The sequence below is a fragment of the Bradyrhizobium huanghuaihaiense genome, from assembly GCF_025200885.1.
GTDB lineage: Bacteria > Pseudomonadota > Alphaproteobacteria > Rhizobiales > Xanthobacteraceae > Bradyrhizobium > Bradyrhizobium huanghuaihaiense.
In genome coordinates this window covers 4,199,308-4,221,040 of the sequence record NZ_CP104172.1, presented here as the reverse complement: position 1 = coordinate 4,221,040, position 21,733 = coordinate 4,199,308, and the positions used below count along the sequence as shown (strand labels likewise).

Sequence of the window (21,733 nt, the reverse complement as noted above, 5' to 3'; positions counted from 1 at the left end):
CGACTGTTGACCTTCGCAAGGTCCTGTTCACCCTCCGTCCGCCCAATCTGTCGCATTCCAGAACAGCCCCGCCCCGTTTCGAAACGGGCCCGTAACAGCTGTGGCGGAACCGGCTGGTTAGTGAAAACTTACCGCAAATTCGAGGCAACCAGCGGTCAACCAATCGCGACACTTGTGTCCCGGACAAGCGCAGCGAAGCGAAGCGCAGAGCCGGACCCAGATGTTTCAAAGCGAGATTGCGGAGAGATGGGCCCCGGCTCTGCAATGCATCACGCCGTACTGGACGATGCTTCGCATCGCCAGGGGCGCGCTGCATTTCGATATCAGCGAAGACGTCGCGCTACGGCGGCCGTTCGCGCGCGGCCATCCAGGCGAGCGCCAGATATGCGGCGAGCATGAAGACCTCGACGCCGACCACGACCAGGCTGCCGCCGTAGATTCCCGGGAACATCAGCTCGATCACCGCCATCGACACGACGGTCGTCAGCCACACCACCGCGCCCCACGGCGTGGCGAGCCACAGGCCGACGGCGGCGACGAGCTCGATCACCGCGAAGTAGACGGTCGCGGCCTGCCAGGCCATCGACTGGTTCTCGAACGCCTCGTCCTCGCCGCCGACGAAGCCGGTCACCTGCGCCCAGTGATAGAGGCCCTTGAGGATCGAGAGCAGCGCCATCAGGCGCAGGAACAGCACGAGCCGCCGCGTCCAGACATTGTCGTCGGACTCAGGCCGCTCCGACGAGATCGCCGCCACCGAGAGTGCGCTCTCTCTGGCATTGTCTCGGGCAGCGTCCCTGGCACTGGCGCCGTCGCGGGCCGCATCGCGGGTGGAGATCTCGGACATGGGCCCCTTCTGGCTGCTTCCGCCCGCAAAATCAATCGGCTGCCATCACCTTGCGGCAGGTCAAGCCGCGGTGACGGGAACCATGCGAGCTGGTATAAGAATAATTCCAGCCGGAGGAAGAGTAATGGCGATCAAATACGGACGTCCGATCGAATTGCGCGAGGTGTCGCGCCGGGATGGCGGACCCTCCCCTGCCCTCGATCTGACCGTCCGCCCGCGCCGCAACCGCAAGGCAGAATGGGCCCGGCGGATGGTGCGCGAGAACGTCCTCACCACCGACGACCTGATCTGGCCGCTGTTCCTGATCGACGGCAACAACAAGCGTGAGCAGGTCGCCTCGATGCCGGGCGTCGACCGCCTCAGCGTCGACCAGGCCGTGCGCGAGGCCGAGCGCGCGATGAAGCTCACCATCCCCTGCCTCGCGCTGTTTCCCTACACCGATCCCTCCTTGCGCGACGAAGAGGGCTCGGAAGCCACCAATCCGAACAACCTGGTGTGCCAGGCGGTGCGCGCGATCAAGAAGGAGTTTCCGGAGATCGGCATCCTCTGCGACGTCGCGCTCGATCCCTTCACTAGCCACGGCCATGACGGCCTGATCTCCGACGGCAAGATTTTGAACGACGAGACGGTCGCGGTGCTTGTGCGCCAGGCCCTGGTGCAGGCCGAGGCCGGCTGCGACATCATCGCCCCCTCCGACATGATGGACGGCCGCGTCGCCGCGATCCGCGAGGGACTGGACCGCGCTGGCCTGCTCGACGTGCAGATCATGGCCTATGCGGCCAAATACGCCTCCGCCTTCTACGGTCCGTTCCGCGACGCCATCGGCTCGGCCAAGACGCTCACCGGCGACAAGCGCACCTACCAGATGGATAGCGCCAATACCGATGAAGCGCTGCGCGAGGTCGAGCTCGACATCGCCGAGGGCGCCGACATGGTGATGGTGAAGCCCGGCATGCCCTATCTCGACGTCGTCCGCCGCGTGAAGGACACCTTTGCGATGCCGACCTTCGCCTACCAGGTCTCCGGCGAATACGCGATGATCGCAGCCGCCGCCAACAATGGCTGGCTCGATGGCGAGCGTGCGATGATGGAGAGCCTGCTTGCCTTCAAGCGCGCCGGCGCCGATGGCGTGCTGAGCTATTTTGCGCCGAAGGTGGCGGAGAAGCTGCGCAGCCAAGCATAGGTGCCGTAGGGTGGGCAAAGCGTAGCGTGCCCACCAATCCATCCATCGCGCACGACAACGGACAATGGTGGGCACGGCGCTCACGCGCCTTTGCCCACCCTACGGCTTCCGCGCCAGCGGCCACATCCGCCCCCGAATCGCCGGAATATTTCGGCTTGCTGACGCCTGCGCGCCCTTGGCACGGGGATGGGCTGTTCCCATGTCCTGCGACGGGGGCTTCGCTGGAGAACGGACTATGTCGTACGACTCGGGTAATTCAGGCGCCTGGCGCAACGACGGCGCGGTCCAGGCGCACGCCTACGATCCCTATCTGCATCCGGAACTGTTCCGTGGCGTCGCGACGCGGCGCGTGTTCGCGTTCCTGATCGACATGGTCGTGATCTCCGTTCCCGTCATCCTCGGCTACATCTTCATCGCGCTGTTCGGCGTGGTCACGCTCGGCATCGGCTGGGCGTTGTTCTGGCTGGCCTGGCCGGCCTCCGTGATCTGGGCCATCGTCTATTACGGGGCCTGCATCGGCGGACCGTCCTCGGCAACGATCGGCATGCGGGTCATGGACCTGGAGCTGCGCACCTGGTACGGCGCACCCGGCTATTTCGTGCTCGGCGCCACCCATGCTGTGCTGTTCTGGGTGACGGTGTCGTTCCTGTCGCCCTTCGTGGTGCTGGTCGGGCTGTTCAACGGCCGCCGGCGCCTGCTGCATGATTTCGTGCTGGGAACGGTCGTGATCAACAATTCCGTCCGTGCCCCCGTGCCGCAAGGCGCAAGGACCTACTGAGAACCCGTGATCAAGAACCTATCAACCAGGACCGACTAAGCTGACGCATCTGACCTGCCGAGCAGACCAATTGACCGAGAGCTTCCGTAGCGCGATGCTGATACCCACTTCGGAGGCCCACGACGTCCCTTGACCCAGCACTCGCGCGACACCCCACAGTTTTACCTCACGGCGCCCTCGCCCTGCCCGTATCTGCCGGGCCGGCATGAGCGCAAGGTGTTTACGCACCTCGTGGGTGACCGCGCCGGCGACCTCAACGACCTCCTGACCCATGGCGGCTTCCGCCGCAGCCAGTCGATCGCCTACCGGCCGGCCTGCGATCAGTGCCGCGCCTGCGTCTCGGTCCGGGTCATCGCCAACGAGTTCCGCCCCTCGCGCAACTTCCGCAAGGTGATGGCGCGCAACGCCGACATCATCGGCGAGCAGCGCAGTGCGGTGCCGACCTCCGAGCAATATTCGGTGTTCCGCGCCTATCTCGACGCCCGCCACCGCCATGGCGGCATGGCCGACATGACCGTGCTCGACTACGCCATGATGGTCGAGGACAGCCATGTCGAGACCCGCATCATCGAGTACCGCAAACGCGGCCCCGACAGCGGCATCACCGGCCGCGGCGAGGAGCTGATCGCGGTGGCGCTCACGGACGTCCTCAGCGACGGCCTGTCGATGGTCTATTCCTTCTTCGAGCCGAGCCAGGTCAGCCGCTCGATGGGCACCTTCATGATCCTCGACCACATCGCCCGCGCGCGACGTCAGGGCCTACCTTACGTCTATCTCGGCTACTGGATCGAGGGCTCCAAGAAGATGGACTACAAGGCCCGCTTCCTGCCGCAGCAGCGCCTCGCCCCGTCAGGCTGGCTGCGGATCGACGCGCAGGGCGATACGGCGTCCGAGCCGCAGGATTAGCTTTCTGTCATGCCCCGCGAAGGCGGGCGATGACAGCTGCGTAGTGGCAACTTCACCCGAACAGCGTATCCGCCAGCAGCTTCACGTTCAGAACCACGATCACGCCCGCGACGATCCAGGCGATCGCGGCAACGGACACCGGTATCGCGAACTGGCCCATTTTGCGGCGGTCGGAGACGAAGCGGACCAGCGGGATGACGGCGAAGGGCAGCTGCATCGACAGCACGACCTGGCTGAACACCAGCAAATCTGCCGTGCCGCGCTCGCCATAGATCGCGGTGACGATGATGACGGGAATGATGGCGATGCCGCGCGTGAGCAGGCGGCGCGCCCAGCTCGGCAGGCGCAGGTCGAGAAAGCCTTCCATCACGATCTGGCCGGCGAGCGTCGCAGTGACCGTCGAGTTCAGGCCCGAGGCGAGCAGCGCCACCGCGAACAGCGTCGAGGCGATGCCGAGGCCGAGCAGGGGCGAGAGCAGCTCGAACGCCTGGCCGATCTCGGCGACGTCGGCATGGCCGCTCTTGTGGAAGGTCGCGGCGGCCACGACGAGGATCGCGGCGTTGATGAACAGCGCCAGCATCAGGGCGATGGTGGAGTCCGTCGTCGCCCATTTGATCGCCTCGCGGCGGCCCTCGTCGTTGCGCTCATAGGCACGCGTCTGCACGATCGAGGAGTGCAGATAGAGATTATGCGGCATAACGGTGGCACCGATGATGCCGATCGCGATGTAGAGCATCTCCGGATTGGTGAAGATCTCGCTCTTCGGCATGAAGCCGCGCAGGACCTCCGCGACCGGAGGAGCCGCCGCCGCGATCTGGACCACGAAGCACGCCGCGATCACCGCCAGCAGCGCGATGACGAAGGCCTCCAGGAATCGGAAGCCGCGGTTCATCAGGATGAGCAGCAGGAACGCATCGAGCGCGGCGAGCAATGCGCCGCCGATCAGGGGAATGCCGAACAGCAGTTTCAGCGCGATCGCGGTACCGATCACCTCGGCGAGATCGCAGGCGATGATCGCGGCCTCGCAGGCGAGCCAGAGCAGGAAGTTCACCGCCGGCGAATAGGTGGCGCGGCAGGCCTGCGCGAGATCGCGGTCGGTGACGATGCCGAGCCGCGCCGCCAGCGACTGCAGCAGGATCGCCATCAGGTTCGAGAGCAGGATGACGGAGAGCAGCGTGTAGCCGAACTTCGATCCACCGGCGAGGTCGGTCGCCCAGTTGCCGGGGTCCATGTAGCCGACCGAGACGAGGTAGCCCGGACCGACGAAGGCGAGCAGCCGCCGCCACCACTGGGCCGCGACCGGAATGGCGACCGTGGCGTTCACTTCGGCGAGGCTCTTGGTGGCTGGCGCGTCAGTGCGCCAGCCGGCGGCATCGGGGGTTAAATCAGGCGATCGGGCATCCATACGGTCAGAATACCGAAGTCGGGGCTTATTGCAACTCATTTGCAACTGCATCTAGCCGCATCGGTTCCCCGGCACAGCGGAGCTCTGCCCTGCCCTGTCGGAAAGCGGGTGGGTTTGGCCGCGCCCGGAAGCGGATACTGGCGCCAATCCGACTTTGCAGGAAATGAGCCATGTCAAATTCGCAGCGCCTCCCTGACACCTTCAGCCGCCTCGCCTGGTCCAATCTCGCAGCGCAATCCGCCGAGCAGATCGCGCTCGCCGCCGCTCCGATCGTCGCCGTGCTGACGCTCGGGGTCGCCGAGGGCCAGACCGGCGTGCTGCAGACCGCGCTGACCCTGCCCTTCGTGCTGTTCGCCATTCCGGCTGGTCTGCTCGCCGACCGCATCTCCCGCCGCGCGCTGATGGCGGGCGCCGAGGCGCTGCGGGCCGCAGCCCTTGCGGCCATCGTGCTCCTCCTCGCGCTGAGCGCGCTCAATCTGCCGCTGCTGGCATTGCTCGGCTTCACGGCAGTGTGCGGCACCGTCGTCTACAGCGTTGCCGCGCCTGCGCTGGTGCCCTCGCTGGTCAACGCGGACCTGTTGCCGGCAGCGAATGCGCGGATCGAGCTTGCGCGCACCATTGCCTTCGCAAGTGGGCCCGCGCTCGGCGGCGCACTGGTCGGCTGGTGGGGGGCAAGCCTCGCCTTCGGCTTTGCCGCGGCGCTATCGGCCGTCGCCGTGGTGCTGCTCTCCGGCATCTACGAGCCCGCCCGCGCACCGATGCCACGGCGCCATCCGTTCCAGGAGATCCGCGAGGGCGCGGCCTTCGTGTTCCACCATCCGCTGCTGCGGCCGGTGTTCATCACCCAGTTCATCTTCAACACCGGCTGGTTCCTGCAGATCGCGGTGTTCGTGCCCTATGCCGTGCGCCATCTCGGCCTGACCGCCGCCGGCGTCGGCACGGTGCTGACGATGTATGGCGTCGGCATGGTGATCGGCGCGCTCCTTGCCACGCGCGTGATGCAGCGCATCGCCTTCGGCACGGTCGTCGGCCTCGGCCCGGTCACGGGCTTCGTCGCCTCGGTCGTGATGGCGCTGACGGTGCTGGTCCCCTCACCCTGGCTTGCAGGCTTGAGCTTCTTCCTGCTCGGCGCTGGGCCGATCCTGTGGGTGATCTCGACCACGACGCTGCGCCAGTCGGTGACGCCGCCGCGCCTGCTCGGCCGCGTCTCCGCCATCAACATCATGAGCTACGGCGCCCGCCCGCTCGGCTCGGCCCTCGGCGCGATCGTCGGCGGCTTCTGGAGCGCGGAAGCGTGCCTCTATCTCGCAGCAGCCGTGTTCGGCGCGCAGGCGCTGGTGATCTGGCTGTCGCCGGCAGCCGCGCTGGATCGGCAGCCGGTTATGGTCGGGGACGAAGCGGCGGCGAGCTGCTAGCAATTCGTCGAAGCTCGCCTTCGGCAAGGATATGCCCGCACTTGTTGTGTCATGCTTCGCCAATATAAGGTTGCATGGCAACAACTGTGGTGGTTCTCGGTCGTGATCAGACAATTCGCTGCCGGCATTGCACTCGCATGCTGGATCGTCGCGAGCACTTTGACGTCCGCAAGCGTCGCCGAGCCGATCAAACCACCCGGTAGCCGCATCAGCCTCGAGCCACCAAAGGGCTTTGCGGTCGCAACCACCTTCTCGGGCTTCCTGGACCAGGAAGGCAGCGCTTCGATCGTGCTGGTGGAGTTTCCGCCGGCGGCGTTCGAGCAAATTCGCGCCGGCATCAGCGCCGAAGCGATGGCCAGGCACGGCATGCGCCTCCTGTCCACCGAGACGATCGAAGGACTGCCCTACGAACAGGTGACCGTCAGGGCGGAGCAGCGCACCGGCAATCAGACCTTCGACAAATGGATGTTGAACGTCAAAGGCCCGGACATGGTCGCGATCGTGACCATGTCGATCCCGAGGCCCGCGCCGGCGCGCCTCTCGGACGCGGTGATCCGGGCGACTCTGGCCAGCGTCAGGATCAGTGCGGTCAGCACAAGCGATCCGATCGCGGCGTTGCCATTCTCGATCGAGCCCACCTCGCGGTTCAAGTACCGCAAACCACTGGCGGGCCGCGGCCTCCTGGCGAAGGAAACGCCCCCACCGCCTGAGGGGAAGTTGGACGACGTCGGCTTCGTGGTGACCTTGGCGGCGGACGGGATCATTGCGCCGTCCGATCAACAGGCCTTCGGCGAACGGCAGTTCCTTATGTCGAAAGCCATCACCGACAAGGTGATCCTGAGTTCGAAGCCGCTACAGATATCAGGGATGCCCGGTTTCGAATATCTCGCAGAGGGCAAGCAGTCGAGCGGCCGGCCGCTTCGCTACTTCGTCGTCGCCCTCTATCCGTCGGGACGTCCCTTTCTGCTGATGGGCATGGCGCCGCAAGAGCGCTTTGACGAGGCCCTGCCGGAGTTCCGCTCGATGGTCGAGAGTTTCCGATCCAAACTCTAGTCAGGCAGGCGCGATAGCTGAGCGCCCCGCCCCCTAATTGGCCGCCAGGTACCGCTCATAGCTCCCCGTCACCGGCTCGCTCGCGTCGACATCGGGATCGAGCGTGTAGAGGTCCTGCGCGCGGCCGATGCCGCGCAGCGCGTAGCGGCCGGTGGAGACGAGATAGCGGCGGCCGGCGGCGTCGAGACCCTTGTAGAACTCCGCCGACGCGAGCAGCTCGCGATCGACCGAGCGGCTCATCGAGGCGATGCGGCTGACCTCGTTCACGGTCGGGCCCACCACCGTGAAATCGAGCCGGTCCTCGCTGCCGATATTGCCGTAGAAGACCTCGCCGACATGCAGGCCGATATAGGCGGACGTGGTGGGACGGCCGTCGGCCGCCCGGCGCGCGTTCAGCGCCGCGACGTTCTGGCGGAACAGATGCTCGGCACGGAGCGCCGCACGCCGCGCATGCGCCATGTCCTCGCCGGTGAACATCGCCAGCACGCCGTCGCCGATCAGCTTCAGGACGTCGCCGCCGGCGTCGTGGATCGCATCGATCACGGCCTGCGCATAGTCGTTGAGGAACGGGATGATCTCGTCCGGACCGATGCTCTCGCTGATCCCGGTCGAGCCGCGCAAATCCGAATACCACAGCACGGCGTTGATGCGCTCGGTGACGCCGCGCGAGATGCGGCCGCCCAGCACCTGCTCCGAGGCGCCGCGGCCAAGATAGACGCGCCCCAAGGTGCGCGCGATGTCGACCTGCTGCGCCGACTTGATCGCAAGCCCCAGCACCGGCACGAGATCGCGCAGGGACTCCAGCTCGGCTGCGCTGAAGCCGCTGTCGCGGCGTGTGGTCCAGCAGGAATAGAGGCAGTCCATCAGGCCGAGCGCGCCGTTCTCACCGAAGCGATGCACGAAGGCGAGATAGTGCTTGTGGCCCTTCTCGGCGAGTTCGCCGATCTGCGAGAAATCCAGCGACGGTGCGTCGGCCAGATCGATCACCATTTCGTCGTGGCCGTGCTCGAGCATGTGGAAGAACACCGAGCGGCGCCAGCTCTTGGCGGCGTCGCCCTCGGCGGTCGAGCCGTATTCGAACATTTCGCTCTCGTTGCTCTGCCGGTCGCTCCAGCGGAAGCCGCGCCCCTCATAGATCGGATGCAGCGTGTCGATGACGACCAGCGCGCGCGAGAGTTCCAGGCCCTCGGCGCGACAGCGCTCGCAGAAGCCGCGGAGCAGTTCATTTTCGGGCAGGCCCGTGAGCCCCTGGCCGGTCAGCCAGTTCATCAGCGCGAGGCGCGAGGTCAATTGCATACGCCATTATGGCGTGCATTCGTGACGAGCGGAAGGCCGCGCGAACGTCGCGCGCCAAGGCACCCGCCCGCAGCAGGTCGAATATGCCGCAGGTGCTGTTGACGCGCTGTCATGGCCGGCTGCAAATGGAACCAATGACACCGCCGACCAGAAATACAGGAATATGAGCCAGCGCCAGCTTCCGATCATCCTGGCGCTCGGCACCACGCAGACACTGGCCTGGGCGTCCAGCTATTATCTGCCGGCCTTGCTCGCCGATCCCATGGCGCACGACCTCGGCATCTCCTCCAACTGGATTTTTGGCGCGTTCTCGGCCTCGCTGGTGATCTCGGCGATGCTCGGCCCGCGCATCGGGCGGCAGATCGATCTCGTCGGCGGACGGCAGGTGCTGTCGATTTCCAACCTGACGATTGCCGCCGGCCTCATACTCCTTGGGTTGTCGCAATCCGTCCTGGTGATGGCGATCGCCTGGCTCGTGCTCGGCATCGGCATGGCGATGGGCCTCTATGATGCCGCCTTCGCTGCTCTGGGGCGCATCTACGGCACCGAGGCGCGCCGGCCCATCACCGGCATCACGCTGATGGCGGGCTTTGCTTCCACCGTCGGCTGGCCGCTCACCGCCTGGGGCCTCGCCCATATCGGCTGGCGCGAGACCTGCTTTGCCTGGGCCGCCGCCAACATCCTGATCGGCCTGCCCCTCAATTTCTTCATGCTGCCCACGATCAAAGGCGCGAGGCAGGCGGCGGCGACGGCCGAGAAGCCGCATGTGCCGCTCGACCGCACCATGCTCCTGCTCGCCTTCGTCTTCGCCGCGGTCTGGACCGTCACTGGGGCGATGGCGGTGCATTTTCCGCGCATCGTCGAGGCAACGGGCGCGAGCCATGTCGAGGCGATCGCGGCCGGCGCGCTGATCGGCCCGGCGCAGGTGGTGGCGCGCATCCTCGAAGCGAGCGTCCTGAGCCGCTTTCATCCGCTGTGGTCGACGCGGCTCGCCTGCCTCACCCATCCGATCGGCGCTGCCGTCATAGCCATCTTTGGCGGTGCCGCCGCGAGCGCCTTTGCGCTGTTCCACGGCTCCGGCAACGGCATCCTGACGATCGCCCGCGGGACGCTGCCGCTGTCGATCTTCGGCCCCAAGGATTTCGGCTACCGCCTCGGCATCATCGGCGCGCCGGCGCGGATGGCGCAGGCGGTGGCGCCGCTGGTCTTCGGCCTGCTCATCGACGTCATGGGCGCCAAGGTGCTGATCGTCTCCTCCGCACTCAGCCTCTCGGCGCTTGCGGCGCTGTTCCTGATCCGGGCCGGACAGCGGCCGGATTGACCGCATCGCCGCTTTCGCGCACAAGCGGGCCATGACCGACGACAACAATCCGCCGCGCACATTCAAGGGCCTTTTGCGCTGGGCGACCACGCCGCCGCAGGCCTGGGGCGTCTATCTCCTCGCCCTCCTGCTGGTGTGGCTGGTCTCGTTCTATGCCGGCTCGCTGAAGCCGAAGAAGACGCCGGAGGCGAGCCCGCCTCCGGTGACGGCGCCGCGCTAAAGCACATCGCGCTTTAGGCGGCCCGGACGTCCTCGACAAAGCTGCCCACTTCGCTCGTCAGCTGCTCGGCCTGTCGCGACAGGCCATCTGCCGCGCTCAGCACCTCGCTTGCCGCAACGCCCGTTTCCGTGGCCGCCTTGCTCACGCCGCTGATATTCGCCGTCACGTCCTTCACCGATTGCGACGTCTGTTGAACGTTGCGGGCGATTTCCGCCGTTGCCACGCCTTGTGCCTGGACTGCCGTTGCGATCACGCTCGAGATCGAGCTGACCTCTTCGATCGTCCCGCTGATGCCGCGGATCGCGTCGACAGCCTCCTTGGTGGCCGCCTGGATTTGCGCGATCTGGGCGCCGATCTCCGCAGTTGCCGATGCCGTCTGGTTCGCCAGCATCTTCACCTCTGAGGCGACCACGGCAAAGCCTCTCCCGGCCTCCCCCGCCCGCGCCGCCTCGATCGTCGCGTTCAAGGCCAACAGGTTGGTTTGAGCGGCGATGGCCTGGATCAGGGTCACGACCTCGCCGATCTTCTCGGCGCCCTCGGCCAATGTCTGCACGATCTTGTCGGTGCGCTGCGCGTCGGCCACCGCGCGCCCGGTGATGGTCGAGGATTGCGCGACCTGGCGGCTGATCTCACCGATCGAGGCCGTCAGCTCCTCGGCCGCAGAGGCAACCGTGCTCGCGCCCACACTCGCTTCTTCGGCTGCGGCAGCGACGGTCGTCGCCTGCCCCTTGGTCTGCGTCGCGGTCGAGGACATCGAACGTGCGGTCGTCTCGAGCTCGGTTGCCCCCGACGCCAGCAGTGCCACCATGGCCCCCGCCTTGGCCTCGAAATCGCTGACCAGGCCTTCGAGACGCGCCGCACGCTTCTCCTTGACGATCCGCTCGGCCGCCTGCTCGCCAGCCAGTCGATTGGTGGTGATCATGGCCTCCTTGAAGACCTGCACCGCGAGCGCCATGCCGCCGATCTCGTCCTTGCGGGCAGCGAACGGCACCTCGGCTTCCTCGTTGCGGGCGAGCCGGGTCATCACTTCCGACAGCTTAGAGATTGGCGTGAGCAGGTGACGCACGAGCAGGACGGACGCAGCCGCCGACAATCCCAGGACGACCAGAATGGCCGCGCCGGCGAACAGGATGCCGCCAAGCCCGTCGGCTTCGTCCCGTTCCGCCACGGCCTGCGCATCGCGCAGCGCGGCATCGCGGATTCCCAGCAGCGAGGCGTTCGCGCCCGTCGCCGACTTGCGCCATTCATCCACCGACACCGCGTAAGGCGTGCCGTCGAACGCGGCTTTCATCAGCGCCTCGCGGAGCGGCTTGTCCGAACCGAAGTAGCGATCCCTGGCCGCACCGACGCTGGCCCGCGTGTTCTTGGGTGCTTGAACGTCGTCGCCGCGGTCGAGAATTTCAGCCCAAAGGCGCGTCATCTGGCCGATCGCGGCGTTGAGTTCGTCCCGTTCCGCCAATGTGGCCGGACGGCCCGCTGTCACCAGCCCCGAAATCAACAGCGAGACCTGGCCGGCAGTCTGGCGGATCACCCACCCCTTCTGTGCGACGTCGAGCAGGTTTCCCGCCGTTGTGCTGAGGCGCATCGTCGCCTTGATGCCGGACTCCAGCAACTCGTTCAGGCTCGCCATCGCATCGGCGTAGTCGCGCATGGCCTTGGCGGCGGCGGCGCCGGGACGCTCCGTCAGCGGCTTCTGCCAGTGCGATGCGGCTTCCGCGCGCGCGGCGGCGATCTTCGCCGCGGCGGCCTTGACCCGCCGCGTCAGGTCGGCATCGCCGCGGGCCAGCGTTTCCAGTTTCACCAAGGCCTCGTCGCTGGCGCGGCGATTGTCGGCGAACTCCTTGAGCACCGCATCGTCCGCCGCGGATTTGCCGAGCAGTGCCCGATTGACGGGACCGCGCTCGATGGTGAGGCTGCCGACTGCGTCGAAGCCGGCAGCCAGACGAGTCTCCAGGGCGTGCGCCGCGATGGCGTTCTGGTAGGCGCTCAAGCGCTCGCTCAGTTGAAGGCCCGAGGTCAGAACGACGACGCCCGACATCAGCGCTGCAATGGCAATTCCCGACCGCTTGATAGACACGCCCCGCTCCTCATTCCCATTAAAGCCCCGGACGTAAAAGGCCGGCCCCCGCCAGCCTTCACGCCCCCACCCGCGTCCCCTACTTCAGTTCGAATTCGACGAGCTCGACGGTCGAAGTCCCTGCGTTTCGCATCGTCCGGACCGGGCCCGCATTCTGCCACGCGAAGTCGCCGTATTTCAGGTTGAGCTTGTGCTCCGGCTTGCCCTGCACACCCTCGACCAGCATGCCACCCTGCACCACGATGCGCACGCCGGGCGCGGCCTGCTGCATCGCCGGCGCAACCTCGCCCGGCTTCAGGATCAACCGCCAGGCCTGGACGCGGTGGTTGTCCATCACCGAAACGTAGGGCTCGGGGCGCGGCAGCGGCGAGAAGCGGCCCGGCTGAGAGTCGAACAGCTCAAACCCCATGATCCGGAAATCGCTGGCGCCGACATTGGCAACCTGATGCACCACCGGCTGCTTCGTGTAGTTGGTGAACAGCACTTCGCCGACCTTGCGCGGCGTGATGACGGGCTTGCCGCCGAGCGGCGTCCCTTCCGCGTCCGAGACCGCCATGTAGACTTGCGCAAAGTCCCTGGTGTGCCGGTGATAGGCTGCGATCTGCCCCGGCGGGATCGTGACATTCATGAACTGCAGATATTCGTTGCTGAACGTCTGATCGTGAAAGCTCGCAAACTCGATCGGAACGATCTCGGGATCGCCCGCGGCTTTCGCTTGTCTCGGCAGCACCGCAGCTCCAAGCACTGCGCAACAACCGCACAAGAACTGACGCCGTCCGATCGCATTACGCATAGCCTTGCCGTCCCGTTGAATTATGCACGCTGACATGCATATCGGCCGAGTCTTTAAGGTCCGCTTAAGTGCGCGCGTGTTCGCCGCTTCGGAAAAAGCATGATCGTCTTTCCAAACGGTATGCCTGCTCGATCTTCGATGACGCCTTGCCGAAACTATAGGCACGGCAATGATTGCGCTCTGCATCTGCCTGCATTCGCCGGCACAACGAACGCGGTGTTCGAAGCGAACCGTTCGTGACACTCCTGCGACATTCAAACCTTCGCACAGCGCGGAGCCGATCAGCTTGTCTTCGCCTCGCCGGTTGCGATCCAGATGCCGGCGAAGACGGCGACCAACCCAATCAGAAGATTTGCCGTGATCGGCTCGCCGATCAGCAGCGCGGCCAGCAAGGTGGCGGCGATCGGATTGACCGTCATCGTGTTGGCGACGCGGGTCGGCGTCGCCCGCGCCAGCGCCATGACCCAGAGGATGAAGGCGAGCGCGCCGCCACCGGCGCCGAGATAGACGCCGGCGATCCATTGCGCCGTGGTGAAATGATCGAGCGCCGCAAAGCTTCCCTTCACAAAGCCAGCGATCACCAGCACCACAGCGCCCGCGCCCATGCCGACCGTGAGAAAGCCGAGCGCGCTCGAGCGCTGCATCAGCGGCCGCGACAGCACGTTGTAGAACGCCATGCAGAACACGGCTGCGGTCATGATCAACTCACCCCGCCACGCGCCGGCCGGACTTTGCGCCAGGCCCGCCGCGAGCGCTGCCGTCACACCGAGCACGGCAATGCCGACGCCGGTGATCTTGCGCGCGGTCAGCCGCTCCACGCCGAGGATCGCGCCGACCACCATGGTGTGGAGCGGCAGCGTCGCCAGCGCGAGGCTGGCACGCGCGGCCGTCGTGTAGGACACCGCGATGTTGTAGAGGATGAAGAACAGGCCGAAGAAGCAGATGCCGAGCAGCGCCACCGCCGGCCAGTCGGAGCGCTGCGGCCAGCGCACCCGGAGCAGCAGTGCGCATGGCAGCAGGCAGAGGAAGCCGATCCCCCAGCGCAGGATCGCCAGCAGGACCGGATCGGCGCCGCCGACGAGATAGCGGGTGATCGCCGCCGCCGTGCCGCCGATGCTGCTCGACGCCAGCGCAATCGCAACCCCGAGCCACTCCCCCACGACCGCCTCCTGTCCCGGAGCTTTTGCGGGCGGTTAGCACAGCCCTGCTGACAGCGGTGTGGCAACAGGGGGCTTGACGCGCGCTAGTCGTAAAACTCCGGCGCCATCTTCTGGCTGTCGCGCTGCGCCTTGTCGTGGTTGATCCAGAGCTGCGCCTTCTCCTTGGCGAGGGTGTCAGCGATCTTCTGCATCGAGGCCGCGCTCATCTCCTTGTTGACGTTCATGCTGGGCACGCGGCGGTTGTCCCAATTGTCTTTGAAGTGCACGGCGTCGCCGGACAGCACCACCGCGCCGGTCTTCGGCAATTTCACCAGCAGCGACTGGTGTCCCGGCGTGTGGCCGGGCGTCGACAGGATGGTCACGCTGCCGTCGCCGAACACATCCTTGTCGCCCGCGAGCAGTTCGACCGGATGCGAAGGCTTGAAGCGCGGCTCGTTGTTGGCGCCGGGCCAGTCATATTCGACCTTCTGCACGTAGAGCATAGCCTGCGGGAACAGCTCCACATTGCCGGTGTGGTCCGGATGGGTGTGCGAAACCGCCATCGCCTTGACGTCATCGGGCTTGAGGCCGAGCTGCTCGAGCTGGGCGGCCAGCGTCTTCGGCCGGCGCCAGGTCACGGCCTTGGGGTCGGCCGGTGCCAGGCCGTTGGGCATGGCCGCGACGGCATCGGCGATGCCGGTGTCCCACAGGAACCAGCCCTTGGCGTGCTTGATGAGGTAGCAGCTGTCGACGAAGTCCATCGTCTTGCCCTCGTTGATGCCGGGCGTCCAGCGCGAGATGTCGCCGGCGGTACCCTCGCCGCAATTGAGGACGTAGAGCCTTTCGACGCCGGTCTTCTCCGACTGCGCCATCGCTGCATGGCTGAACAAGGTGAGAGCAGCGGCGGCAAAAGCAAGCTTGATCCCGGACGTCATCCTTGGTCCCTCCTTGGCAAGCGTTTGGGGAGCTGCGACCGAGGATCAACCCCGGTCGCGCCGCAGAATTCCGCAGATCACGTCAATGCGGGCAGGTCTCGACCTCGACCGTGATGTGGCTGAGGCCCTTCAGCCCGGCGAGCCGCTTCTTGTAGACAGCCGGCTGCTTCGGCTTGTCCGAGACCACCGAGACGAGCACGGCGCAATGGCCGGGGCCGACCTGCCAGAGATGCAGATCGGTGACGCGGTCCTCGCCGACCTCCATGCGCGCCCGGATCACCCGCTCCAGCTTCTCGTCGGCGCGCACGTCGAGCAGCACCGCGCCTGACGACTTGATCAGGCCGAACGCCCAGCTCGCGATCACGACGCTGCCGATCAGGCCCACGGCCGGGTCAGCCCAGACCCAGCCCGAATACATCGCGACCACGAGGGCGCCGATCGCCAGCACCGAGGTCGCTGCGTCCGCCATGACGTGGACGTAGGCCGCACGGAGATTGTTGTCGTGATGATGGTGATGGTGGTCGTGCTCATCGTGCTCATCGTGATTATGATGCGCATGGCTGTGGCCATGATCATGACCGTGATGGTGATGGTCGTGGCTGTCGCGCAAGAGCCACGCGCTGGCGAGGTTGACGCACAGCCCCAGCGCGGCCACCGCGATCGCCTCGCCATAGACGATCGGCACCGGCGTGATCAGCCGCAGCACGCTCTCATAGGCGATCTCGACCGCGATCAGTCCCAGGATGATCGCGCTGGAGAAGGCGGCGAGATCGCCGAACTTGCCGGTGCCGAAGGTGAAATGCGCATTCCCCAGGTGCCTGCGCGCGAAGCGGTAGGCGAAGGCAGCGATGCCGAGCGCGGCCGCATGCGTGCCCATGTGCCAGCCGTCGGCCAGAAGCGCCATCGAACCGAACAGCGAGCCGGCGACGATCTCGCCGACCATCATAACCAGCGTCAGCACGACCACGAGCCAGGTGCGCCGCTCGTTCTCGTCGTGCTTCTCACCCAGGAAGGCATGGTCATGCGTCCACTGTTCAATGGAGTGGGAATGCATCGAATTCTCCAGAGGATTCAGGTCTATTGGCGCGCATTATAGACCGGTGAAGCCCAATTTTCTAAGGCCCAATCGTCCTGCGGATTGACAGTTCCGCTTAGTTTAGCTGTAATCAGCCCATGGGGATTTGAGCGATCTCCCCACGAGGCGACATGCCCAAGTATCGCGTCCCGTTCAGTTTTTGCGAGGACGCATCAACATGTCTACTTTCACGACCATATCACCCGATAAATTGGCGCGCCTGATCGGCACGGCCAATCCCCCTGTCCTGATCGATGTCCGCACGGAGGAGGATTTTGCCGCCGACCGGCGGCTGATCCCCGGCTCCATCAGGCGCAGCCACGAGACCGTTGCCGAATGGGGCGGCGAATTTGCCGGCCGCTCGGCCATCGTCTCCTGCCTGCGCGGCGCCAAGCTCGCGCAGGGCACAGCTGCCTGGCTGAGGCAACTCGGCGTGCAGGCCGAAACGCTCGATGGCGGCTTCGAGGGCTGGAAGGCAGCAAAACTGCCGCTGCTCGATACCCGCAAGCTGCCGCCGCGCGACGCCAAGGGACGCACGGTCTGGGTCACGCGGGCGCGGCCGAAGGTCGATCGCATTGCCTGCCCATGGCTGATTCGCCGCTTCGTCGATCCCGATGCGGTGTTCCTCTACGTCGCACCGTCCGAGGTGGTCGCGGTCGGCGAGCGCTTTGGCGCGGCCCCCTTCGACATCGAGAACGTGTTCTGGAGCCACCGCGGCGAGCTCTGCACCTTCGACGTCATGATCGAGGAGTTCGGCATCGCGACGCCGGCCCTGCTCCACCTCGCGACGCTGGTGCGCGGCGCCGACACCGCGCGGCCCGACCTCGCGCCGGAGGCGCCCGGCCTGCTCGCCGCCTCGCTCGGGCTGTCGCGGATGTACGATGACGATCTCGAACAGCTCGAGGCCGGCATGACGCTCTACGACGCGTTCTACCGCTGGTGCCGCGACGCGACGGCCGAGACCCACAACTGGCCGACCAACAAGGTGAAGGCGTAATGGATACCCGCAGCCTTCAAACGGGAGCTGATGCCGGTCACGGCATCAGCTTCAACGAGGCTTTCCGTGTCTGGCTGCGCGTCGCCTGCCTGAGCTTTGGCGGGCCCGCGGGCCAGATCGCGGTGATGCATCGCATCCTCGTCGAGGAGAAGAAGTGGATCTCCGAAGGCCGTTTCCTGCATGCGCTGAACTATTGCATGCTGCTGCCGGGACCGGAGGCGCAGCAGCTTGCGACCTATGTCGGCTGGCTGATGCATCGGACCGCCGGCGGGCTGATGGCGGGCGGGCTGTTCATCCTGCCCGGCATCATCGCCATCATGGCCTTGAGCTACATCTACGCGGCTTTCGGCAATGTCAGCTTCGTCGAGGCGCTGTTCTTCGGCCTGAAGGCCGCCGTGCTCGCCATCGTCGTCGAGGCCGTGGTGCGTGTCGGCAAGCGCGCGCTGAAGAACCGGATCATGATCGCGCTCGCCGCAATCGCCTTCGTCGCGATCTTCTTCTTCGCCATCCCCTTCCCGATCATCATCATCGCCGCCGGCGTGATCGGATATATCGGCGCGCGGCAAGGTCGTCCGGAATTTGCCCCGGCCGGTCACGGCCATGGCGACAGCAGCGCCGTGATCGACAGCATGCTCGGCGATGCCGTGCCCGATCACATCAAACCCGACACCGGCCGCGCGATCCGCGTCGGCGCGTTGTGGCTGGCGCTCTGGCTGGTGCCGGTGATCGCCCTGCTCGCCGCGTTCGGTGAGGCCAACGTCTTCAGCCAGATCGCGCTGTTCTTCTCGAAGATGGCGCTCGTCACCTTCGGCGGCGCCTACGCGGTGCTGGCCTATGTGGCCCAGCAGGCGGTCGAGCATTATCACTGGCTGAAGCCGCACGAGATGCTCGACGGCCTCGGCATGGCCGAGACCACGCCGGGTCCGCTGATCATGGTGCTGCAGTTCGTGGGCTTCATGGCGGCCTATCGCGATCCAAGCGGCCTGTCGCCGATGGTCGCGGCGACCTTCGGCGGCCTGCTCGCAACCTGGGTCACCTTCACGCCCTGCTTCCTCTGGATCTTCGTCGGCGCCCCCTATATCGAGCGCCTGCGCGGCAACACCGGCCTTGCCGGCGCGCTCAGCGCGATCACCGCCGCGGTCGTCGGCGTGATCCTCAACCTCTCGATCTGGTTCGCCCTGCACACGCTGTTCCGCGAAACCGCGCCGGTGCACGCCTTCCCCTTCGCCTTCGACCGGCCGGTCTTGACCAGCGTCGACATCCCCGCGCTCGTGCTGGCGATCGCGGCCGCGACCGCGATCTTCCGCTTCAAGCTGGGGATGCTCACGGTGCTGGCCGGCAGCTGCGCGGCGGGCGTGGTGCTGCGGGTGGCTGGGGTGATCTGAGGCGCTGCTAGCCCCACTCTCACTGTCGTCGCCCGGCTTGACCGGGCGACCCAGTACGCCGCAGCAGTTGTAGTTGAATCGAGAGGTCGCGGCGTACTGGATGCCCCGCCCCCGTGCGCAATTGCGCACTAGGCGGGGCATGACACCGGTGTTGGACGAACAGAGCGCCCCCCAACTCGCCTAACCCATCCGCGAGAACCGGAAATTGCAGTGGCTTGCGCCGCCGGCGAGCGTTTGTGTCCGCTCCAGACGGATGCCCCGCGTTGCATAGGCGTCGAAATCAAGCCCGCAAATGTTCGGCAGGATGCCCTTGTCGCCATGGCGCGCCGCGAATTTGCAGAAGCCGCAGGCCTTGTAGTCGATACCGAATTCGAAATTGTCACCTGGGCCAGGCTCGACGAAATCGTAGACGAAGTCTTCCGGAAAGGCGTCCTGATGGCTGCTCGCCGCGCTCAGTGCAGCCTGCTCGCGTAGCAGGGCCTGGTTCTCAGGCGACATGAACTGACGTCCCGCGGCGAGGCGTTCCGCTTCGGAGACGGTGAGCAATTGCGCCTTGTAGGTTTCCCGCTCGATCTCGCCGATCACTGGCAGCGGCACGCCGCGCCGCCGGAGCATCCGGCTGATCGCCATGAAGCCGATCAGACGCATGAAGAAATCGCTCATGCGACTGGCCGCGCCCCCGACATAGGGCATCTGGGTGAGCACGATCTCGAATTCGTCCATCACCTCCTGCCTGATCCCGTCGATATCGGACAGATGCGCGCGTTCCCGCAGCATCGCCTCGGCAAGATCGAGGCGATGGCGCATGGCGGCCTCCATGGCAGCGCGATGCGCCTCGTAGAATGGATGGATCATCTCGGCCATTGGACGCCTGACAGGATTGGGTTCATTCCGCGGCGATCGCCTCGATCTCCAGCAGCCATTTGCTGTCGACGGTTTCGACGATCACGACCGTCAGCGCGGGCCGGTGCTCGCCGAGCACGTTGCGGCGAATGATGCGGTTCGGCACGACCTGGGCCCGCTCGGTCAGGAACGTCGTGACCTTGACCAGGTGCTCGACGCCAAGACCGGCAGCGGCAAGCACCTCCGCCACATTGCGCCAGGCTTGCTCGCATTGCGCCTCGAACCCGTCAGGCACGGCACCGTCGGATGCCTCGGGCACCTGACCGCTGATGAACAGCAGGCGGCGATGCTGACTGAGCTCAACGCCCATGCTGTAGCCGCCGGCGGGTGGATGGACCGCTGCGGGATTGTGGTTGAGGATGTGCGCCATGTCAGCCTGCCTCCTGTTCAACGAATTCCAGCGCCAGACCATGCGTGGCGACGGGCGGGATCAGCAGCACGCCGCCGGTCATCGCGAATCCGACGCCGTTGCTCTCCAATGCCCGCCGCGTCGCATCGAGATCGGCGACCGCGAGGCGCGCAGCGCAAAAGCGCGGCGATGAACCGCTGACCTGGCCCGGCAACCGGCGCCCCAGCTCGGACGGGTCGAGCAACGTGACCCGGTTATCGCTGTCGCCGATCGTCAAGCAGCCAGGCGCAAGCCCGGCAGGCCCTTCCATGAGGCGCTCGAGAAAATCGCGATGCGCCGCCGGCTCCTCGGCCGACATCACGACCTCGATCACGCGCGCGGCGCCGTTGGCGTGCCGCTGATACTCCGGCTTCCAAAACAGTTCCGGCGGGTGACGCTGCTGGCAGGTGAAGAACGCTACTCCGGGCATGGCCGGATCGGTGGCGAAGGCCAGGGAAAAGCCAACGCGTGCCGTGCCTCCATCAGGCAGCACCGCATCGCGGCCAAAGTCGAACGGCGCGTAGGCGCCGATGCCGTCGGCCTTGAAGCGGGCCGCGTCGGCATGGGCGTCGGTGCTATGCAGGACCAGCATCGACATGCCTTCGGCCTGCGTCAGAAAATCCCGGTTGTGGGCTGCGAAGCTGAAATGGCCGGGTGCGCTTGCTGGCACCAGCGCATCGTCGGTGACGGCCAGCAGCTCCACAAAATTGTCGGCGAACTGCGCGAGGCGGTTGCTGGTTCCAAACGGGTGCACACCGGTCGGCGTGAGCTTGAAGCCCAGCGCCTGCCAATCCAGGGCAGCCTGTTCGAGATCGCGGACGCAAATGACGAGATGATCCAGTCGGCGGGGCATGGGGTTCTCCGGATTGCAGGCTGACCGTACCCGGCAACATCGCCGCGGCGCAAAGCATCATTCCTGCGGTTCAGCGCAAGAAAATCTATTGCAAGGCCGCAGGCGATCGGTGTCAAACTGAACCGCGATGACCTACGCCCTTCCACCACTCAACGCGCTCCGCGCCTTCGAAGCCGCCGCGCGACATCTCAGCTTCAAGCTCGCCGCGCACGAGCTGCACGTGACGCCTGCCGCCGTCGGGCAGCAGGTGAAGGCGCTGGAGGCGCGCCTCGGCGTGCAGCTGTTCGAGCGGCTGCACAAGCAGCTGATCCTGACCGCGGCCGGTCAGGCCTATCTGCCCGGAATCTCCGAAGGCTTTCGCCACATTGCGGAGGCGACCGCGCAATTGAAGCCGGCGGGAGTGGTGCTGCTGCAATTGGGCGTCCACGGCACCTTCGACTTGCGCCGGCTCGCTTTGGCGGAATTTCGCAACGCGCATGCGGACGTCGGTTTGAGGGTGCTGCAGCCGGCCGGCCTGCACGAATTGGTCGAGGGCAAGGTCGATCTGCTGATCGCTCGCGGGCTTGGTCACCATCCCGGCTATCGCTGTGACCGGGTCAACCAGGGATCGGGCCTGGGCGATTGGCTGATCGCGCCCGAAGGCACCGCCGATTGCCCTGAGATCGTCAGCTTCCGCGAATGGCTGCGCGCCCTGTCGGCCGAGACCTCGCGCGCAAACCGCAGCCCGCGCCTGGTCGGCACCGTCGGCAGTTGAGAGCAATCGCCTC

At 66.1% G+C, this 21,733-nt stretch carries 21 protein-coding genes; 10 read left to right on the top strand and 11 right to left on the bottom strand.

Annotation, left to right across the window (positions count from 1 at the left end; all coding sequences use genetic code 11):
- Nucleotides 1-340 precede the first annotated feature (340 nt).
- Nucleotides 341-844 carry a DUF6163 family protein gene (locus N2603_RS20145; protein WP_260390109.1) on the bottom strand — a complete coding sequence of 168 codons (504 nt, stop codon included), beginning with the start codon at nt 842-844 and terminating at the stop codon, nt 341-343.
- 124 nt (nt 845-968) lie between these two features.
- On the opposite strand from N2603_RS20145, the gene hemB reads away from it, so the two are divergent.
- The 3 genes from hemB (at nt 969) to N2603_RS20130 (ending at nt 3,711) form a co-directional block, all read left to right on the top strand.
- The gene (gene hemB, locus N2603_RS20140) at nt 969-2,027 is read left to right on the top strand and encodes a porphobilinogen synthase (RefSeq protein ID WP_260390108.1); all 1,059 of its coding nucleotides are present in this window, start codon (nt 969-971) and stop codon (nt 2,025-2,027) included.
- Between the two features lie 235 nt (nt 2,028-2,262).
- Nucleotides 2,263-2,805 (top strand): RDD family protein, encoded by a 543-nt coding sequence (locus N2603_RS20135; protein ID WP_260390107.1) that lies wholly within the window; start codon nt 2,263-2,265, stop codon nt 2,803-2,805.
- A 129-nt stretch (nt 2,806-2,934) separates the two neighbouring features.
- Nucleotides 2,935-3,711, top strand: a complete 777-nt coding sequence (locus tag N2603_RS20130) for an arginyltransferase (protein WP_018644615.1) — start codon at nt 2,935-2,937, stop codon at nt 3,709-3,711.
- A 52-nt stretch (nt 3,712-3,763) separates the two neighbouring features.
- On the opposite strand, the gene N2603_RS20125 is transcribed toward N2603_RS20130, so the two are convergent.
- Nucleotides 3,764-5,116 (bottom strand): Nramp family divalent metal transporter, encoded by a 1,353-nt coding sequence (locus tag N2603_RS20125; protein ID WP_018644614.1) that lies wholly within the window; start codon nt 5,114-5,116, stop codon nt 3,764-3,766.
- 170 nt (nt 5,117-5,286) lie between these two features.
- Between N2603_RS20125 and N2603_RS20120 the strand changes: the two genes are divergently transcribed.
- Both N2603_RS20120 and N2603_RS20115 read left to right on the top strand, forming a co-directional pair.
- Complete coding sequence (locus N2603_RS20120) at nt 5,287-6,531, top strand: MFS transporter (RefSeq protein WP_260390105.1); 1,245 nt, start codon at nt 5,287-5,289, stop codon at nt 6,529-6,531.
- A gap of 288 nt (nt 6,532-6,819) precedes the next feature.
- On the top strand, nt 6,820-7,584 hold the full coding sequence (locus tag N2603_RS20115) for a hypothetical protein (RefSeq protein ID WP_260390104.1): 765 nt from the start codon (nt 6,820-6,822) through the stop codon (nt 7,582-7,584).
- A gap of 33 nt (nt 7,585-7,617) precedes the next feature.
- Here N2603_RS20115 and N2603_RS20110 read toward each other — a convergent pair whose 3' ends face one another.
- Nucleotides 7,618-8,880 (bottom strand): adenylate/guanylate cyclase domain-containing protein, encoded by a 1,263-nt coding sequence (locus N2603_RS20110; protein ID WP_018644611.1) that lies wholly within the window; start codon nt 8,878-8,880, stop codon nt 7,618-7,620.
- 163 nt (nt 8,881-9,043) lie between these two features.
- On the opposite strand from N2603_RS20110, the gene N2603_RS20105 reads away from it, so the two are divergent.
- Together N2603_RS20105 and N2603_RS20100 are read left to right on the top strand one after the other, a co-directional pair.
- A complete protein-coding gene (locus tag N2603_RS20105) occupies nt 9,044-10,201 on the top strand; it encodes an MFS transporter (protein ID WP_260390103.1) in 1,158 nt (385 codons plus the stop codon).
- A 31-nt stretch (nt 10,202-10,232) separates the two neighbouring features.
- Nucleotides 10,233-10,421 carry a hypothetical protein gene (locus tag N2603_RS20100; protein ID WP_018644609.1) on the top strand — a complete coding sequence of 63 codons (189 nt, stop codon included), beginning with the start codon at nt 10,233-10,235 and terminating at the stop codon, nt 10,419-10,421.
- Nucleotides 10,422-10,434: 13 nt separating this feature from the next.
- On the opposite strand, the gene N2603_RS20095 is transcribed toward N2603_RS20100, so the two are convergent.
- The 5 genes from N2603_RS20095 to dmeF form a co-directional block, all read right to left on the bottom strand.
- A complete protein-coding gene (locus N2603_RS20095; RefSeq protein ID WP_260390102.1) occupies nt 10,435-12,498 on the bottom strand; it encodes a methyl-accepting chemotaxis protein in 2,064 nt (687 codons plus the stop codon).
- Nucleotides 12,499-12,577: 79 nt separating this feature from the next.
- Complete coding sequence (locus N2603_RS20090) at nt 12,578-13,228, bottom strand: hypothetical protein (protein ID WP_260390101.1); 651 nt, start codon at nt 13,226-13,228, stop codon at nt 12,578-12,580.
- A gap of 344 nt (nt 13,229-13,572) precedes the next feature.
- A complete protein-coding gene (locus N2603_RS20085) occupies nt 13,573-14,451 on the bottom strand; it encodes a DMT family transporter (RefSeq protein ID WP_260390100.1) in 879 nt (292 codons plus the stop codon).
- Between the two features lie 83 nt (nt 14,452-14,534).
- A complete protein-coding gene (locus N2603_RS20080) occupies nt 14,535-15,365 on the bottom strand; it encodes an N-acyl homoserine lactonase family protein (protein WP_260390099.1) in 831 nt (276 codons plus the stop codon).
- A gap of 82 nt (nt 15,366-15,447) precedes the next feature.
- Nucleotides 15,448-16,419 carry a CDF family Co(II)/Ni(II) efflux transporter DmeF gene (gene dmeF / locus N2603_RS20075; protein WP_260390098.1) on the bottom strand — a complete coding sequence of 324 codons (972 nt, stop codon included), beginning with the start codon at nt 16,417-16,419 and terminating at the stop codon, nt 15,448-15,450.
- Nucleotides 16,420-16,618: 199 nt separating this feature from the next.
- Here dmeF and N2603_RS20070 point away from each other — a divergent pair, with 199 nt between their 5' ends.
- Both N2603_RS20070 and chrA read left to right on the top strand, forming a co-directional pair.
- Nucleotides 16,619-17,437 (top strand): chromate resistance protein ChrB domain-containing protein, encoded by an 819-nt coding sequence (locus N2603_RS20070; RefSeq protein ID WP_260390097.1) that lies wholly within the window; start codon nt 16,619-16,621, stop codon nt 17,435-17,437.
- Nucleotides 17,437-18,822 (top strand): chromate efflux transporter, encoded by a 1,386-nt coding sequence (chrA, locus tag N2603_RS20065; protein WP_260390096.1) that lies wholly within the window; start codon nt 17,437-17,439, stop codon nt 18,820-18,822. The genes N2603_RS20070 and chrA overlap by 1 nt, the downstream gene beginning before the upstream one ends.
- Before the next feature lie 180 nt (nt 18,823-19,002).
- On the opposite strand, the gene N2603_RS20060 is transcribed toward chrA, so the two are convergent.
- Genes N2603_RS20060 through N2603_RS20050 form a run of 3 tightly spaced genes read right to left on the bottom strand, consistent with a single transcriptional unit; the run spans nt 19,003 to nt 20,966 of the window.
- A complete protein-coding gene (locus tag N2603_RS20060; RefSeq protein ID WP_260390095.1) occupies nt 19,003-19,686 on the bottom strand; it encodes an L-2-amino-thiazoline-4-carboxylic acid hydrolase in 684 nt (227 codons plus the stop codon).
- A gap of 22 nt (nt 19,687-19,708) precedes the next feature.
- Nucleotides 19,709-20,095 (bottom strand): RidA family protein, encoded by a 387-nt coding sequence (locus tag N2603_RS20055; RefSeq protein ID WP_260390094.1) that lies wholly within the window; start codon nt 20,093-20,095, stop codon nt 19,709-19,711.
- Between the two features lies 1 nt (nt 20,096).
- Nucleotides 20,097-20,966, bottom strand: coding sequence for a VOC family protein (locus tag N2603_RS20050; RefSeq protein WP_260390093.1), 870 nt, complete (start codon nt 20,964-20,966; stop codon nt 20,097-20,099).
- A 127-nt stretch (nt 20,967-21,093) separates the two neighbouring features.
- Between N2603_RS20050 and N2603_RS20045 the strand changes: the two genes are divergently transcribed.
- Nucleotides 21,094-21,720, top strand: coding sequence for a LysR family transcriptional regulator (locus N2603_RS20045; RefSeq protein WP_260390092.1), 627 nt, complete (start codon nt 21,094-21,096; stop codon nt 21,718-21,720).
- Nucleotides 21,721-21,733 lie beyond the last annotated feature (13 nt).